This is a genomic window from Mesorhizobium sp. M1163 (genome assembly GCF_040318415.1).
GTDB lineage: Bacteria > Pseudomonadota > Alphaproteobacteria > Rhizobiales > Rhizobiaceae > Mesorhizobium.
Genome location: NZ_JAMYMF010000019.1, coordinates 1 through 16,776, shown reverse-complemented (window position 1 = coordinate 16,776; position 16,776 = coordinate 1). Strand labels below are relative to the sequence as shown.

Annotated in this window: 15 protein-coding genes; 10 read left to right on the top strand and 5 right to left on the bottom strand. The window is 64.5% G+C overall.

What is annotated here, in order from left to right:
- The first annotated feature begins 60 nt into the window (after window positions 1-60).
- Complete coding sequence (locus NKH43_RS18645; protein WP_352481725.1) at window positions 61-966, top strand: alpha/beta hydrolase; 906 nt, start codon at window positions 61-63, stop codon at window positions 964-966.
- A 199-nt stretch (window positions 967-1,165) separates the two neighbouring features.
- Entirely contained in the window at window positions 1,166-1,978 is an 813-nt protein-coding gene (locus NKH43_RS18640) for a MipA/OmpV family protein (RefSeq protein ID WP_352859356.1), read from the top strand.
- Between the two features lie 35 nt (window positions 1,979-2,013).
- Here the strand turns inward: NKH43_RS18640 and NKH43_RS18635 are convergent, their stop codons facing one another.
- Window positions 2,014-2,226: an antitoxin Xre/MbcA/ParS toxin-binding domain-containing protein gene (locus NKH43_RS18635; RefSeq protein ID WP_352859355.1), complete on the bottom strand. Its 213-nt coding sequence runs from the start codon at window positions 2,224-2,226 to the stop codon at window positions 2,014-2,016.
- A 112-nt stretch (window positions 2,227-2,338) separates the two neighbouring features.
- Window positions 2,339-2,524 (bottom strand): hypothetical protein, encoded by a 186-nt coding sequence (locus tag NKH43_RS18630; RefSeq protein ID WP_023717127.1) that lies wholly within the window; start codon window positions 2,522-2,524, stop codon window positions 2,339-2,341.
- A 43-nt stretch (window positions 2,525-2,567) separates the two neighbouring features.
- Here NKH43_RS18630 and ileS point away from each other — a divergent pair, with 43 nt between their 5' ends.
- Window positions 2,568-5,558 carry an isoleucine--tRNA ligase gene (gene ileS, locus NKH43_RS18625; protein WP_352859353.1) on the top strand — a complete coding sequence of 997 codons (2,991 nt, stop codon included), beginning with the start codon at window positions 2,568-2,570 and terminating at the stop codon, window positions 5,556-5,558.
- 194 nt (window positions 5,559-5,752) lie between these two features.
- A complete protein-coding gene (locus NKH43_RS18620) occupies window positions 5,753-6,433 on the top strand; it encodes a hypothetical protein (RefSeq protein WP_023717129.1) in 681 nt (226 codons plus the stop codon).
- A gap of 86 nt (window positions 6,434-6,519) precedes the next feature.
- On the opposite strand, the gene NKH43_RS18615 is transcribed toward NKH43_RS18620, so the two are convergent.
- The gene (locus NKH43_RS18615; protein ID WP_352859351.1) at window positions 6,520-6,972 is read right to left on the bottom strand and encodes a nucleoside deaminase; all 453 of its coding nucleotides are present in this window, start codon (window positions 6,970-6,972) and stop codon (window positions 6,520-6,522) included.
- Between the two features lie 76 nt (window positions 6,973-7,048).
- On the opposite strand from NKH43_RS18615, the gene NKH43_RS18610 reads away from it, so the two are divergent.
- From NKH43_RS18610 to NKH43_RS18590, 5 genes are all read left to right on the top strand, one after another.
- The gene (locus NKH43_RS18610; RefSeq protein ID WP_352495534.1) at window positions 7,049-9,100 is read left to right on the top strand and encodes a pseudouridine synthase; all 2,052 of its coding nucleotides are present in this window, start codon (window positions 7,049-7,051) and stop codon (window positions 9,098-9,100) included.
- On the top strand, window positions 9,081-9,635 hold the full coding sequence (gene rsmD, locus NKH43_RS18605; RefSeq protein ID WP_352859349.1) for a 16S rRNA (guanine(966)-N(2))-methyltransferase RsmD: 555 nt from the start codon (window positions 9,081-9,083) through the stop codon (window positions 9,633-9,635). Before NKH43_RS18610 ends, rsmD begins: the two co-directional genes overlap by 20 nt.
- Window positions 9,636-9,739: 104 nt before the next feature.
- Entirely contained in the window at window positions 9,740-11,104 is a 1,365-nt protein-coding gene (locus NKH43_RS18600) for a M16 family metallopeptidase (RefSeq protein ID WP_352859347.1), read from the top strand.
- 286 nt (window positions 11,105-11,390) lie between these two features.
- Window positions 11,391-12,635 carry a M16 family metallopeptidase gene (locus tag NKH43_RS18595; RefSeq protein ID WP_036244232.1) on the top strand — a complete coding sequence of 415 codons (1,245 nt, stop codon included), beginning with the start codon at window positions 11,391-11,393 and terminating at the stop codon, window positions 12,633-12,635.
- Window positions 12,636-12,914: 279 nt separating this feature from the next.
- Window positions 12,915-13,808: a patatin-like phospholipase family protein gene (locus tag NKH43_RS18590; protein ID WP_023717135.1), complete on the top strand. Its 894-nt coding sequence runs from the start codon at window positions 12,915-12,917 to the stop codon at window positions 13,806-13,808.
- Between the two features lie 89 nt (window positions 13,809-13,897).
- On the opposite strand, the gene NKH43_RS18585 is transcribed toward NKH43_RS18590, so the two are convergent.
- Window positions 13,898-14,794: an MBL fold metallo-hydrolase gene (locus tag NKH43_RS18585; protein ID WP_031193462.1), complete on the bottom strand. Its 897-nt coding sequence runs from the start codon at window positions 14,792-14,794 to the stop codon at window positions 13,898-13,900.
- 139 nt (window positions 14,795-14,933) lie between these two features.
- On the opposite strand from NKH43_RS18585, the gene NKH43_RS18580 reads away from it, so the two are divergent.
- Complete coding sequence (locus NKH43_RS18580; RefSeq protein ID WP_352859345.1) at window positions 14,934-15,839, top strand: LysR family transcriptional regulator; 906 nt, start codon at window positions 14,934-14,936, stop codon at window positions 15,837-15,839.
- 295 nt (window positions 15,840-16,134) lie between these two features.
- Here NKH43_RS18580 and NKH43_RS18575 read toward each other — a convergent pair.
- Window positions 16,135-16,776: ISAs1 family transposase (locus NKH43_RS18575; RefSeq protein WP_352859344.1), on the bottom strand; the 642-nt coding region annotated here is incomplete at its 5' end.

Here is a 16,776-nt window from a genome sequence, read left to right as displayed (position 1 = left end):
CTTATCGATGACGTGCTGCTGTACGCCGTTTTCTACGCTTGATGAGGCTAGGGAAGCAAAATGGGCGACGTGGACGAACACCTCGATCTGACGGAGATCAACGCCGTCCGCAGGTTGTTGACCTCAAAGCCACGAACGGTCCGCTGGGACGAACGCCGGGCACGGCTCGACGAGGTTGGTTCGGTGTGGCCGATTGCCGAGGACATCCGATGCGAGGATGTGGTTTTCGATGGCCTCGAGGGAGAGTGGTCCCTGGCGCCTGGGAGTGACAGGGATAAGGTTCTGCTGTTTTTCCACGGTGGTGGCTACTGCTCCGGCTCTCCTAAAAGTCATCGTCGAATGGTGACAGAGGCAGGTCGGGCAATGGGAATGCGCACTCTCGCGATCGACTATCGACGCGCACCGGAACATCCTTTCCCTGCGCAACATGAAGACGCACTCACCGCATGGCGCTTTCTGAGGCGGCAAGGGATCGCGCCGGATCGCATCGTGGTTGGCGGAGACAGTGCGGGCGGCAACCTCACCCTGTGCCTGGTCAGTATATTGCGCGCGGCAGGCGAGCCGTTGCCGCGATGTCTTTGGCTGGTTTCGCCCTGGACGGACCTTTCGATGTCCGGCGCGACACTATCAACCAAGGACGCAATCGACCCCATCATCCACCGGGCGTATTTGGAGGAACTGGCAACCGCCTATGTTCCCAATGGCGTTGGTCGGCGCGATCCCCTGATCTCGCCGTTGTTCGCCGATCTGAGCGGATTTCCCCCAATGCTTATACAAGTCGGTTCGGCCGAGACGCTGTTGTCGGACGCAACTCGGCTCGCGGAAGCCGCTGGCGCGACTGACGTCAAAGTACGTCTCGAAATTTGGCCGCATATGATTCACGCTTGGCCGGTTTGGAATGCGCGGTTGAGTGCCGGTCGCCGCGCTCTTCACAGCGCGGGCATGTTTGTCCACGAGTATTTATGACCCTTGCCGAGGCAACTGCTGGCGCATTCCAGACGTCTTGATCTGGGATCTTGGTGCGCCAATACGATTCGTTGCTATGCGGAAAACAGGGCCAACGCCGCCAATGTTACGGATATTAAGTCAAATTTTACCGAAATGGCGCCATGGCTTGGATGAAAGCCGGTTGTATCGGCCAATGCGTTCGACGTATGGAGTAACGATGCGGTCAGTCCCGACGATCCCGACGGTCTTGGCCGCATTCATGCTCGGCACCTGCGGCGTTGCCAAGGCCGGCGAGGGCACCTTCGGCTGGCTGTCCGGAGACTGGTACCTGACGGTCGGCGCCACCGGCATGGTCGCGCCGAATTTCGAGGGCGGCAAGAAGTACCTGCTCAGCGCCTCGCCGATCATCTCGCTCGGCAAGGCTGGTCCCGCGGCGCGCTTCAACTCGCGCAACGACAATATCTCATTGGCATTGATCGATGATGGCGGCGTCCGCGCCGGCCTGGCAGGCAAGTTCCTGTTTTCCCGCGATGGTGGTGACGCCGACGAATTGAAGGGTCTCGACCCGGTGCGCTGGGGCGGCGAGGCTGGCGGCTTCTTCGAATTCTATCCTTTGGATTGGCTGCGTGCCCGCGCCGAATTGCGGCACGGCATTCGCGCCCATAACGGCTTTGTCGCCGACATCGCCGCCGACGCCTTTTACGATGTGACGCCCGACGTCAGGATTTCCGGCGGGCCGCGCGTTTCATTCGCCTCATCGGACTATTTCGACGCCTATTATGGCGTTGATGCCAAGGAGTCACTGGCCTCGGGGCTCAGCGAATATCATCCAGGCGGCGGGGTGAAATCTGCGGGCCTGGGCGGCGCGGTGACCTGGAAGGTGACCGAGCCGATGACGGCCAGTCTGTTCGGCGAATATTCCCGCCTGATGGGCCCGGCCGCCGATTCCAGCCTGGTCAAGGAGCGGGGCTCCAGGGATCAGTTCATGATCGGCGTGTCGACGACCTATCGCTTCGATTTCTCGATGTGAGCGGGCGGGTTGTGCACGACGGAGAGCCGCAAGGCTCAGACGACTATGCCGTAGCCGATCCGGTTGAGTTCCTCTTCCACAAGCGTGGCACCTGTTGCAGACTCAAGGAGATCGATGGGCGCGTCGTTGAGAACCCGACTTCGCTTACGCAGCCAGCGTTGCGCCTTTTCATGGTTGCCAAAAACGCGATTCGCCATCGTTGAAATGCGTTCAAGTCGCAAGGCGGACTCGGTAGTCGTCAGGGTCACATTCCGTCCTTCCAGCGCGCTAAACTGTGAAATGCAAACCGAAGATGCTGGTCTCTCGACGCCATCTACCGACAAACATAGGCGCAATTGGTGTACGCTCCTAGCGGAAGCATCAGAGTTCGGGCTTTTCAACATCGCCTGTCTCAGTTAAAAGCCCAGCCATGACGAGCTTTTCGCGCCTTCTCGCGACTGCGATACGAATTACAGGCCCGGTGTTCCGGGCGGCTTGACCGCCGCCGGAGCCGCCGGGAATCTTGCGCGCGGCCTCTCGCGCTTTTTCCAGATCATGATAGTTCAACGCCCGGGCTCTTTTACCGACGGGCAACGCATATGGCAGACGAATGACTGATACCGAGACCGCCGAGACGATCGACTATTCCAAAACGCTCTACCTGCCGCAGACGGATTTTCCGATGCGCGCCGGTTTGCCGGAAAAGGAACCGCTGCTGGTCAAGCGCTGGCAGGATATGGACCTTTACCGCAAGCTGCGCGAAGACGCAGCCGGCCGCGAAAAATACGTGCTGCACGACGGCCCGCCCTATGCCAATGGCAACATTCATATCGGCCATGCGCTGAACAAGATCCTCAAGGACGTCATCACCCGCTCATTCCAGATGCGCGGCTATGACTCGAACTATGTACCCGGTTGGGATTGCCACGGCCTGCCGATCGAATGGAAGATCGAAGAGCAGTACCGCGCCAAGGGCAAGAACAAGGACGAGGTGCCGGTCAACGAGTTCCGGCAGGAATGCCGCGAGTTTGCGGCGCACTGGATCAAGGTGCAGGGTTCCGAATTCCAGCGCCTCGGCGTCGTCGGCGACTTCGACAATCCCTATACGACGATGGCTTTCCACGCCGAGGCGCGCATCGCCGGCGAGCTGCTGAAATTCGCCATGTCCGGCCAGCTCTATCGCGGCTCCAAGCCGGTGATGTGGAGTGTGGTCGAGCGCACCGCGCTGGCCGAGGCGGAGGTCGAATACCAGGACTATGAGTCGGACACGATCTGGGCGAAGTTTCCGGTCGTCAGCCTCGCTCGCCAGGTCATCAACATCGATGATGGGCAGCCAGCCCTGGATCCCAAGCTGACGCAGACGTCGCTCGATCTGCTTGATGCCAACGTCGTCATCTGGACCACGACGCCGTGGACCATCCCCGGCAACCGCGCCGTCAATTACTCGCCGCGCATCAACTATGGTCTCTACGAGGTCACGGCGGCCCAGAACGCCTTTGGCCCCCAGCCCGGCGAAAAGCTGATCTTTGCCGAGAAACTTGCAGACGACGCTGCCGCGAAGGCCAACGTCACCCTGAATCGTCTTCGCAGCGTTGGCGCCGAAGAGCTTGAAAATCTTACGCTTTCGCATCCCCTCAAAAGTCTGGGTGGTGGCTACGAATTCCCTGTGCCGATGCTGGCCGGCGATCATGTCACCGACGATGCGGGCACCGGATTCGTCCACACCGCGCCGGGACACGGCCGAGAAGACTTCGACGCCTGGATGGATGCCGCCTCTGATCTTCGCCAGCGTGGCATCGACACCGCGATCCCCTTCACCGTCGACGATGCCGGCTTCTTCACCAAGGACGCGCCGGGCTTCGGCCCGGACCGCGAGGGTGGAGCGGCGCGCGTTATCGACGACGATGGCAAGAAGGGCAACGCCAACCAGGCCGTCATCGACGAGCTGATCAAGCGAAACGCGCTGTTCGCGCGCGGCCGGCTGAAGCACTCCTATCCGCATTCCTGGCGCTCGAAGAAGCCGATCATCTTCCGCAACACGCCGCAATGGTTCGTCTATATGGACAAGGAGCTTGGCGACGGCACGACGCTGCGCAGCCGCGCCCTGAAAGCCATCGACGATACCCGTTTCGTACCCGCCGCCGGCCAGAACCGCATCCGCGCCATGATCGAGGAGCGCCCTGACTGGGTGCTGTCGCGCCAGCGCGCCTGGGGCGTGCCGATCGCCGTCTTTGCCGATGCCGACGGCAATGTCCTGCGCGACGAGGCAGTCAACCAGCGCATCATGGACGCCTTCGAGAAGGAAGGTGCCGACGCCTGGTTCGCCGCCGGCGCCAAGGAGCGTTTCCTCGGCAATCACGATGCCTCGAAATGGCAGCAGGTGATGGACATCCTCGATGTTTGGTTCGATTCAGGCTCGACGCATGCCTTCACGCTTGAGGACCGGCCCGACCTGAAATGGCCGGCCGACGTCTATCTCGAAGGCTCCGATCAGCATCGCGGCTGGTTCCACTCCTCGCTGCTCGAAAGCTGCGGCACCAGGGGCAGGGCGCCCTACGAAACCGTCGTCACCCATGGCTTCACCATGGATGAGGAGGGGCGGAAAATGTCGAAGTCGCTCGGCAACACCGTCGTGCCGCAGGACGTCATCAAACAGTCCGGCGCCGACATCTTGCGGCTGTGGGTGGTGACGACCGATTATTGGGAAGACCAGCGGCTCGGCAAAAACGTGCTGCAGACCAACATCGACGCCTACCGCAAGCTGCGCAACACCATCCGCTGGATGCTGGGCACGCTCGCCCATGACGATGGCGAGGAGGTGCCGCTGGACAAGATGCCGGAGCTGGAGCGGCTGATGCTGCACCGGCTCGCCGAGCTCGATGAAGTCGTACGCTCGGGCTACGACGCCTTCGAATTCAAGCGCATCACCCGCGCGCTGCTCGACTTCATGGTGATCGAGCTGTCGGCCTTCTATTTCGATATCCGCAAGGATGCGCTCTACTGCGAAGCGCCTTCCAGCGTGAAGCGCAAGGCTTCCGTGCAGGTGGTGCGCCATCTCTTCGACTGTCTGGTGAAATGGCTGGCGCCGATGCTGCCTTTCACCATGGAAGAGGCTTGGCTCGACCGTCATCCGGATGTCGTCTCGGTGCATCTCGACCAGTTCCCGGAGATCCCGGCGGACTGGAAGGACGAGGCGCTGGCGGAGAAGTGGCGCAAGGTGCGGCAGGTCCGCCGTGTCGTCACCGGCGCGCTGGAGATCGCCCGCGCGCAGAAGGTCATCGGCTCTTCGCTGGAAGCGGTGCCGGTCGTCACTCTCGACGATGCCCTACTCGAAGCGGCGATCGCCGATGTCGACATGGCCGAGATGGCGATCACCAGCGATCTGGTTATCGCGCACGGCAAGGCGCCGGCGGGCGGCTTTACCCTCGACGATGTCAAAGGCGTCGCCGTGGTCGTCGAGAAGGCGGAGGACCGCGGCCTGGTGAAATGCGCACGCTCCTGGCGCTACACCGCCGATGTCGGCTCAGATCCGGAATTCCCGGATGTTTCGGCCCGTGACGCAGCTGTCCTGCATGAGCTGAAGGCTTTGAGCCGCCTTTAAGGCGGTGCACAATTGCCACGGCGGGCGGCCGATCGGCCCCGTGCGTTGCCCTTAACGAGTGGTTGAGGTAAACACGCGAAACTCCGGACGACAAATTGTCGCCGGAATTCCGTCGGAAGAGCATAGGCGATGGGGGCCGGACCTTTCTTTGGCCGGCGGCAATCGAGAGGCTGTCTACAGTGGGACTTTTTGGCATGACCGAGAGAACTTACGCGCGCGTCGCGCTGCTGGCGCCGCTTGTCGTATCGAGCCTCGCCTTGTCCGGCTGCATGGGCTCGCCCACCTACGGGACCGACAAGACCGCGGGCGCGCAGCTTGCCGGCGACCTCACCGGGGCTTTTTCCTTCGCACCCAAACGCAAGGATAGTATCGACTACAAGCCGCGCCCCACGCTGGTGAAGCCAGGGCCGGGGCAGAAGGAAGTCTTGCCGCCGCCGCAGGAAAGCATCGAGACGGCGAGTGCCGAATGGCCCGAATCGCCGGAGCAGCGCCGTGCCCGCCTGCGCGCCGATGCCACCCTGCATCAGGACGACCCGGCCTACCAGGCGCAGGTCATCGATGACGTGCAGACGGATCCGGCGTCGGTCAAGGCCGCGCTGAAGCAGTCGGGCTCGAGCCACCCGCCAGCCTGGACTCCGGCCGATTCGGACAAGGACCGCGCCGCGGAAATCATGCGCCGCCGGGCTGAAGGCAAACAGGGCGACCCGACCACCCGCAGATATCTGAGCGAGCCGCCGGTGCAATACCGCGCTGCCGCCGACACTGCGCCGCAGGGTGACCTCGGCGAGGACGAGTACAAGAAGGAACGCCGCCTCAAAAGGGAGGCGGCCGCCAAGAGCAAGAGCAGCGGCATGTTCGACTGGCTGCCCTGGTAGACTGACGGCGCCAGAGACGTTCTGGCCTGGATTGGCTGAACTGGATTGGCTGACTTGGATTCGGTCCGTCTGCCGAACCAGGAAAATCAGGGTCCGCGTCGCTCGCGAAAAAAGTCCTTCAGCAATGCTGCTGCAGCGTTCTCGGCCATGCCAGGATAGATGTCGGGCACATGATGGCAGGTCGGTGACGTGAAGAAGCGAACGCCATTGACGACTGCGCCGCCCTTCTCGTCGGCGACGCCGAAATAGAGCCGGCGCAGCCTGGCGAAAGAGATGGCGCCGGCGCACATGGTGCACGGCTCCAGCGTCACATAGAGATCGAGGCCGCTGAGCCGCTCGCTGGAAAGCTTGCGGCAGGCCTCGCGGATCGCCAGCATCTCGGCATGGGCGGTCGGATCGGCGAACTCGCGGGTGCGGTTGCCGGCACTCGCAACGACCGTATCGCCGCCGACGACGACCGCGCCAACCGGCACCTCGCCACGCAGGGCGGCGGCTTCGGCTTCTTTCAGCGCCAGCGCCATGAAATCCTGCCGCCTCACGCGGTTTCCATTCCGATTATCTCCTCGCCACTAGAGCGCGATCCTGTTACTACCCGCGCAAACGAGCAAAGGCCACATGGACGACAAAAACAAGAAATTCCCGCGCAAGGCCGGCCCGAAACCGGCGGGGCCGCGTGGTCGCGATGGCGCTCCCGGCAAGGGTGGCAAGCCGTCCTTCGGCGTCAAAAAACCCTACACTCCGCGCGGCGATCGGCCGGCGGCGGCCGAAGGCGAACGGCCGAAACGCGACTTCAAGCCGAAGCGCGAAGGCGACCGGCCGTTCGGCAAAGGGCCGCGTCCGGAAGGCAAGCCTTATGAGAAGCGCGAAGGTCCACGCAAGCCTTATGCACCGCGCGGCGATCGGCCGGCGGCGGCCGAAGGCGAACGGCCGAAGCGTGACTTCAAGCCGAAGCGCGAAGGCGACAGGCCGTTCAGCAAAGGGCCGCGTCCGGAAGGCAAGCCTTATGAGAACCGCGAAGGTCCACGCAAGCCTTATGCACCGCGCGGCGACCGGCCAGCAGCTGCCGAAGGCGAGCGGCCGAAGCGCGACTTCAAAGGCAGCGAGAGGCCATTCAGCAAAGGGCCGCGTCCGGAGGGCAAGCCTTATGAGAAGCGCGAAGGTCCGCGCAAGCCCTACGCGCCGCGCGGCGACCGGCCGGCCGCTGCCGAAGGCGAGCACGGCGAAAAGCGCTTCGACCGTCCCAAGCGTGACTTCGGGGATCGTCCTAAGCGTGATTTTGGCGGCGATCGGCCGCAAGGGGCACAAAGGGCACAGGCGGCATCGGAGGGCGGCTTCAAGCCGCGTCCGCGTCGCGTCGAGGCAACGGAAGAAGCCGGCGAACGCATTGCCAAGCGGCTGGCACGTGCCGGCCTGGCCTCGCGCCGCGATGCCGAGGAACTGATCGCGGCCGGCCGCGTCAAGGTCAACGGCAGGGCGCTGACCTCGCCGGCCTTCAACGTGATGCCCGGCGACATCATCCATCTCGACGGCATGGAGATCCCGCCGATCGAGCGCACGCGGCTGTTCCTGTTCAACAAGCCGGCCGGCGTGGTCACCACCAACCGCGATCCCGAAGGCCGCAAGACCGTCTTCGACGTGCTGCCCCCCGGGCTGCCGCGGCTGATGACCATCGGCCGGCTCGACATCAACACCGAAGGGCTGCTGCTGCTCACCAATGATGGCGGCCTGTCGCGCGTGCTCGAACTGCCGGCGACCGGCTGGCTGCGGCGCTACCGCGTGCGCGTCCACGGCAAGGTCGAGGAAAGCGCGCTCGCGGGCCTGCGCGAAGGCATTGCCGTTGACGGTGTCTTTTATGGCGCCATCGAGGCGACGCTGGACCGCGAGCAGGGTTCGAATGCCTGGCTGACGCTCGGCCTGCGGGAAGGCAAGAACCGTGAGGTCAGGAACATCCTGGGCTCGCTCGGTCTCGACGTGACGCGGCTTATCCGCATTTCCTACGGGCCGTTCCAGCTCGACGATTTGCCGGAAGGCCATGTGTTGGAGATCAAGGGCCGCGTGCTGCGCGACCAGCTCGGCGAGCGCCTGGTCGAAGAGTCCGGTGCCAATTTCGACGCCGATATCGCCAAGCCGTTTTCCAACAAGCCGGTCAGGCGTGAGCGGGAGGAGGAGCCCGAGCGGCCGAAATTCACCCGTGACGGCGAACGCCGTCCGATCGGCGAGGGCGGCCTGATCAAGAACCGCAAGCGCCGCGAAGGCAGCCGCGACGAAGCGCTCGGCAAGCTGTCGACAAAACCGGAGAGGAGCTTTGGCGAGCGTGGCGCCAAACCTGAACGCGGCGACTTCGGGGACAAACCCCGTGGCGACAAGCCTCGTGGCGGCTTCGGCGGCAAGAAATCCGAACGCGAGCAGCGGCCGATCGAACCGCCGGGCCAGCGCAAGGCCAATGTCTGGATGGCGCCGGGGGCGCGGCCGATCGGCAAGGGCAGGGCGGAGGCAGACGCCGCCAAGGCGGCGGAAAACAAGGCGCGCAAGGCCGCTTTCAAGCCGTCTTATGGCAAGCCCGGCGGTGCAAAGCCGTTCGGCAAGCCTCGTGGCGAACGTTCGGATAGCGGTGGCGACCGGCCGCGTGGCGGCCCGAAAGGAAGCAATGCGGATCGTCGGCGGTGAGCTTCGCGGGCGTCCGCTGGCGACGCCCCGCACCTTTGCCATCCGCCCGACGACCGACCGCACGCGTCAGGCGGTCTTCAACGTGCTGGCGCATCGCTTTCCCGAAAAACTGGACGGTGCGCGCGTGCTCGACCTGTTCGCCGGCACCGGTGCGCTCGGCCTCGAAGCGCTGTCGCGCGGCGCTGCCAATGCTGTCTTCATCGAGGAATCTGCCGAAGGGCGCGGCCTGATCCGCACCAATGTCGAGGCTTTCGGCCTCACCGGGTGCACCAAGATATTCCGTCGCGACGCGACGGCCTTGGGCGAGGCGGGCACCATTGCCGCATTCGGCCTCGTCTTTGCTGATCCGCCCTATGGCAAAGGCCTTGGCGAACGCGCTTTGCGCTCGGCCAAGGCCGGCGGCTGGCTCGCCCCCGGCGCGCTCTGCGTCGTCGAAGAAGCGGCGGCGGCGACGTTCGAGGCGGGGCCGGGCTTTTCGGTTGTCGACGAGCGCAACTATGGCGAGACGGTCATCCGCTTCATCGAGGTTGGGTGAGGCCCCGCAATTGGCGAGGAAGCAGCGCCTTCAAAATGACGAACAATTCGCTTTGCCTCGACCAGCAACCCCGCCTATCGTTCCACCCCAAACCGGAGCCATCTATGACATTTCAGGCTGAATGGCTGCGCGGAACGCTCTTGGGACTGGCCCTGGTGATGGCCGCGCCGGCTCTGGCGGACAACAATCCCGACGACGGCGCGGTGACGGATTTCCTGCTCGACAACGGCATGGAGGTCGTTGTCATCCCCGATCACCGCGCCCCGATCGTCACCCATATGGTCTGGTACAAGATCGGCAGCGCCGACGAGCCGCCGGGCAAATCCGGCATCGCCCATTTCTTCGAGCATCTGATGTTCAAGGCGACCAGCAACCATGCGGCCGGCGAGCTCGACCGCGCCGTTGCCGCCATCGGCGGCTCGGACAACGCCTTCACCTCCTACGACTACACCGCCTTTCACGAGACAGTGGTGCCGCAGGCGCTCGGTGAGATGATGGGCTTCGAGGCTGACCGCATGCGCAATCTCATCCTCAACGACGATGTCATCAAGACGGAGCGCGACGTCATCCTCGAGGAGCGCCGCTCGCGCATCGACTCCAATCCGCAGGCGGTGCTCGACGAGGAAATCGACGCCACGCTGTGGCAGAACCAGCCCTACCGCATCCCGGTCATCGGCTGGATGCAGGAGATGGAGAAGCTGAACCGCACCGACGCGATGGCCTTCTACAACAAATATTATACGCCCAATAACGCCGTGCTGGTGGTGGCCGGCGATGTTGAGCCGGAAACGGTCAAGGCGCTGGCCGAAAAGACCTATGGCAAGATCGCGCGCGGCCCGGACCTGCCACCGCGCATCCGCCCCGTCGAGCCCGAGCAGAATACCAGGCGCACGGTGACGCTGACCGACGGGCGCGTCAGCGTGCCGAGCTTTACGACGCAGTGGGTGGTTCCGTCCTATCACACGGCAAAGCCCGGCGAAGCCGAAGCGCTCGACGTGCTGTCCGAAATCCTCGGCGGCGGCAACCGCAGCCGGCTCTACCAGGAGCTTGTCGTCAGGCAAGGGATAGCCGCCGCGGCCGGCGCCTTCTTCCAGGGCACGATGCTCGACGATAGCAATTTCACCGTCTATGGCGCGCCGCGCGGCGATGCCAAGCTTGCCGACGTCGAGGCCGCGGTCGACGCCGAGATCGCCCGCATCGCGAAAGACGGCGTCACCAGCGATGAGCTGGAAAAATCCAAGGACCGTTTCGTCCGCTCGATGATCTTTGCCCGCGACAAGCAGGAGGACATGGCCAACATCTACGGCTCGACGCTCGCCACCGGCGGCAACGTCCAGGACGTCCAGCAATGGCCCGACCGCATCCGCAAGGTCACCGCCGACCAGGTCAAGGCGGTCGCTGCCCGCTATCTCAATCTCGACCACGCAACGACCGGCTATCTTCTGCCGCAAACCCAGGCTGGGAATTGATTTGATGATGAACCAGCACGGTCCCGCTCTGCCTTCTCCCCTGGGCTCCTCCCCTTCTCCCCTTGTGGGAGAAGGTGGCCGAGCGAAGCTCGGTCGGATGCGGGGTGTTCCAGCTTGGCACCAACGGCACTCCGTCCAACACCCCTCAACCGTCTCGACGCTTCGCGCCGATCCACCTTCTCCCACAAGGGCAGAAGGGAAGCGCGCGCACGCCGGCCCGCTTCTAGCTACCCTCATCCTCTCCCTCGTCTTCCTCATCCTGCCGGCGCTTTCGGCTCGTGCTGCCATGAACATCCAGGAGGTGACCTCGTCGAAGGGCATCACCGCCTGGCTGGTGGAGGATTATTCGGTGCCGATCGTCGCCATCCGCTTCGTCTTCGATGGCGGCGCGACGCAGGATCCGCCCGGTAAGGAAGGGCTTGCCAACCTGATGAGCGGTCTGTTCGACGAAGGCGCCGGCGACCTCGACAGCGAGGCCTTCCAGGTCAAGCTTGACGATGTCGGCGCCGAGATGAGCTTCGATGCGCAGCGCGACGGAATCTACGGCTCGATGCGCATGCTGGCCGAGCAGCGCGACGGCGCCTTCGACCTGCTGCGCGTGGCGGTCAACCAGCCGCGCTTCGACCAGGTGCCGATCGACCGCATCCGCGCGCAAATCCTGTCCGGCATCATCGCCAACGAGCGCGATCCCGATACGCTCGCCCAGCGCAAATGGCTGGACGCGATCTACGGCAGGCATCCCTATGCGCGGCCGGACCAGGGCACCAGGCAAAGCATCGCGACGATCACGCCGTCCGATCTCAGCGCTTTCCACAAGGCGAATTTCGCCCGCGACGGTCTGCATGTCGCGGTGGTCGGCGCCATCGACGCCGAGACGCTGAAGCAGAAGCTCGACCTGGTATTCGGCAGCCTGCCGGAAAAGCAGGCGCTTACGCCCGTTCCCGACATCGACCTGAAACTTGGCCAGCAGCTCGAGGTCGTTTACGACCAGCCGCAGGCCTCGCTGCAACTCGCCTATCCCGGCGTGAAGCGGAACGCGCCGGATTTCTTCGCCGCGGTGCTGATGAACGAGATCCTCGGTGGCGGCACTTTCACCTCGCGGCTGTTCGACGAGGTGCGCGAGAAGCGCGGCCTGGCCTATAGCGTCAGCTCCGACCTCGTCGACCACCAGCATTCCGAGGCGCTTTCCATCACCACCTCGACCCGCGCCGACAGGGCGGCCGAGACGCTGGCCGTGGTGCGCGACGTGGTCAAGCGCATGGCCGAGGAGGGGCCGACCGAAGCCGAGCTGGCGGCGACCAAGAAATACATGATCGGCGCCTATGCCATCAACAATCTGAATTCCTCCGGCGCGATCGCCGCAACGCTGGTCGAGATCCAGCTCGGCAAGCTCGGCATCGACTACATGCAGCGCCGCGCCGCGCTGATAAACGCGGTGACGCTGGACCAGGTCAAGGCAGCGGCGAAAAAGCTGCTCTCCGCCGAGCCGGCCGTCATGGTGGTCGGGCCGAAGCTGGGAAGCAAGGGATGAGCCGTTGCCCGCGTTTTCCAGGCGCTGGCGCCGCCCCGGTCGGCTCCCCCTTCTCCCCTTGTGGGAGAAGGTGTCGCCGAAGGCGACGGATGAGGGGTGTTCCAGCTTGGCATCGGCGGCACTCCGTCCAACACCCCTCATCCGTCTCGGCGCTACGCGCCGATCCACCTTCTCCCACAAGGGGAGAAGGAAAGACGCGCTACGGCCACAAACCGCCGGCAATCCGGATGACGGGGCATTTGCCCAATTTCGATAGCACCGCCGCATCGAGTGTCAGAAATGGGGGCTAGCAAAGGCTCCGCGGTCGGCCCTAGCTTCGGCATCGCCTTTGGCGGCGGCGGCGCGCGTGGGCTGGCGCATATCCACGTCATCGAGGTGCTGGACGAACTGGGCATAAGGCCGGCGGCAATCGCTGGCTCGTCGATCGGCGCCATCATGGGCGCCGGCATGGCCTCGGGCATGACCGGCAAGGACATTCACGACTATACGCGCTCGATCCTCGGCCGCCGCGCCGAAGTGGCGACGCGCATGTGGCGGGCGCGGCCCGGCACCTTTGCCGAAGCGTTGCAGGGCGGCTTGCGGGTCAGCCAGTTCAATGTCGAGCGCATCCTCAAGGCGTTCCTGCCCGATGCCATCCCCGAGACCTTCGCCGAACTCAAAATACCGCTGAAGGTGACGGCAACGGACTTTTATGGCCACAAGCTCGCGGTGCTCGACGAAGGCGAGCTGCATTCGGCGCTGGCCGCTTCGGCGGCGATCCCGGCGGTGTTCCGCCCGGTGATGCGCGACGGCAGGCTGCTGATCGACGGCGGCATCTACAATCCCGTGCCGTTCGATCTGATCGAGCTCGACGCCGACATCGTCATCGCCGTCGACGTGGTCGGCGCGCCGACCGAGGCCGGGCGCAAATTCCCGACCTCCGTCGACCTGATGTTCGGCGCCACGCAGCTGATGATGCAGTCGATCATCGCCAGTAAGCTGAACCAGAGCCGGCCCGACATCCTGATCCGGCCGGCGGTGTCGAAATACCGCGTGCTCGATTTCATGAAGGTCGAGGCGCTGATGGCCGAGACGGTGGCGATCAAGGACGAGCTGAAGCGCGAGATCGAAAGGGCGGTCGAGGCGCGGGCCAAGGCCGAAGCCAGCAAGCGCACCAACCGTCTCGGCGGATGACAGCCGTCAGGCGCCCGGCGTCAACGCCCGCTGGACCATGAGCGTATCCTTCGTAAGTGGTGCGGATCAGCTCGAGATTGGCGCCAATCTCAGCCCCACTTCATCTCGCCGGTGGCGACCTTGGAGCCGATGTCGAGCGCAACCCCCATGCCGAGGCCGGGGAAGCGGGCTTCCATGGCGCTCTTCAGCGCGGCAGCGTCCTTGGCCTTGGCCAGTTCTTCCTCGAAGGCGATGAGATAGGTTTTTGTGTGCTCGACGCCCGAAAGGTCGGTCGCCGCCCCAGGCGTCATGTGCCCAGGCACGACGATCGCCGGCTTGCGCGCCGCGATCTTTTCGAGGTTGGCCAGCCAGGCGGCGCGCAGTTCCCTGGTCGGGGTGTCGGCGGTCCAGACATGCACGCCGGCAAAGATCATCACCCCGCCGAACACCGCGTTCAGCGACGGCACGAACAGATAGCGCCGGTTGCCGAGGCCTTCCGCGGCGACGATCTCGATGCTCTCGCCGTCGACGCTGAGCGTCTTGCCGTCGAACGCTTCCGGGATGACGACGTCGGCCAGCGCCTGCGGGCCATTTTCCTTCAGCTGCGGCCCCCAGACGGCGAGCTTCTTTTCGACATTGCCGTTGATGGCGGCCACCGTCTCGGCTGCGGCGATCACCCGTGCCTGCGGGAACGTCTGCTTGATCCGCTTGAGGCCGAAATAATAGTCGGGGTCGGACTGGCTGACATAGATGGTGGTGAGCGTCTTGCCGGTCGCCTTGATCGCCTCGGCCACGGCCCGGCCGTCGGGGTAGGTGAAACCGGAATCGATCAGCACGGCTTCGGTGGCGCCGGAGACCAGCACCGGGGCGCGGAAGAAGCCGTTTTCGCCGGCGGGAAAATGCTTCCAGGAAAGCCCGCTGGCCGCATGGCCAAGCCCGGCGGGAGCAAAGACCGCGGCAGCGCCGGCGGCGAGGGTGGTTTTCATGATGCTTCTCCGTGTGAACATGGATGTCTCCTGGGAATGCGGAATTCGGCGGCCTCGATGCCGCAAGATGGCAAAAACGGAATGCATATTGAAGGCCGACAAAATAGACGTAATGTATGCTTTCGCCTGACAATGGGGCTGCATCTGCCATGAGCCACGCATGAACCTGAACCGGCTGGCCTATTTCGCGGCGGTGGTCGACGCCGGCTCGTTCACGCGGGCCGCCGAGCGGCTGGGCATCACCAAGGCGGTCGTCAGCCAACAGGTGGCGCGGCTGGAGCGCGATGTCGGAACGACGCTGCTGATCCGCACGACGCGCCGCGTCCATCCGACCGAGGCCGGCCGGACATTCCATGCCCGCTGCCTGCAGGTTCTGCAGCAGGCCGAGGATGCCTTCGACGAGCTCGCGCAGGCCGCCGCCGAGCCGACCGGCACGCTGCGCACCGCGGCGTCCAACGACTACGGCACGTCGGCGGTGGTGCCGGTGGTCGCCGCCTTCAGCGCGCGCTATCCCGCCTGCCGGGTGGAGCTGACGCTGGGCGACGAGACGATCGACCTGGTTTCCGGCCACATCGACGTGGCCATCCGCGTCGGCTGGCTGGCCGATTCCAGCCTGCAGGCGCGGCGCATCGGCACCTTCCAACAATTCATGGTGTGCGGCGCCGGGTTTGAAGGCCGGTTCACGGCCGGGGAACCGCAAGACCTTGCCGGGCTGCCCTTCATCGCCAACATGGCGCTGCGCGAACCGCTGCTATGGCAATTTTCGCGCGGCGACAACGAGCAGCAGGTCGTGCGCATGCAGGCAACGATCGCCATTGACGCGACGCCGGCAGTGCTGGCGGCCGTCCGCGCCGGCGCCGGCCTGTCGGTGCTGCCGGACTTTCTGGTGCGGGACGAGCTGGCCGCCGGGCGGCTGGTGCAGGTCCTGCCCGAGTGGCGGCTGCCCTCCGGCGGCATCTACACAGTCTACCCCGCCGCCCGCTTCCGCCCGCCCAAGGTGACGAGGTTTGTCGAGATGCTGATTGCGGCCGAGCAGAAGCTGGAGGCAGGCGGGCGGGGGCGCTGATGGGCGAAGCAGCGATCTCCCCCCCAACGGCAGGGCTATCGCATAGGGGGCCCCCCTCATCCGGCCGCTTCGCGGCCACCTTCTCCCCGCTGGGGAGAAGAGGCTGGCGTTAACGCCGGCGACCTCCTCTCCCCTCGGGGAGAGGTCGGATTGCCCCGAATTGCCCTTCGCAATTCGGATGGCAATCCGGGTGAGGGGGCACTTGCCCCTATGCGATTGCTACAGTTGAAACGAAGGCCGGCGTTCTTTCGCGCCCCCCTCTGCCCTGCCGGGCATCTCCCCCACGAGGGCAGGGCTATCGCATATGAGTGATGGCATTGATGAGATAGTCGTCGTTCCAGGCGCATTTCTTGATGCGATGGCTGATGGGAACTTTGGCAGCATCGGCGGCCTGAAGGATGTTTCTGGCGAGGCGATTGAGAAGGGCTGTGTTGGCGGGAGCATTGTCCTTGCGGGCACGGCTGAGATCCTCATCGAGATGGACATCGAGCATCCAATGCAGGCCGTTCTCGATCTGCCAATGAGCTCTGGTGAGGTCGAGCGCCCGCTGCGGCGACATGAGCGTGGAGGCCATGAACAGGCGCATCAAAGGTCTGGCCTGATCGCGCCGGCTGGTGATGCGGATGAAGGCCTGGTGGCCAGGCATCAGCGGCTCGGCCGCCGCCACGATCTCGGCCTGCCGCCACTCGTTGCGGCCGTGGCTGGTCTCGGTGCGCTCGGCAATGGAAGGGGTGGCGTCGGCCAGTTGCAGGTTGGCACGGCGCAGCCAATGACGACGGTTGCCCTTCAGCGCAAGCAGGTAATCGCCACCTCTTTGGGTAATGGCCGCAGCCATGCGGGTGTGGCAGTGGAGCGCATCGGCGGTGACCAATCTGCCCGTAAGATCAATGAGTTCGACGACCTTGAGCGCGGCCTCGACTTCGTTCTCACCATCGCT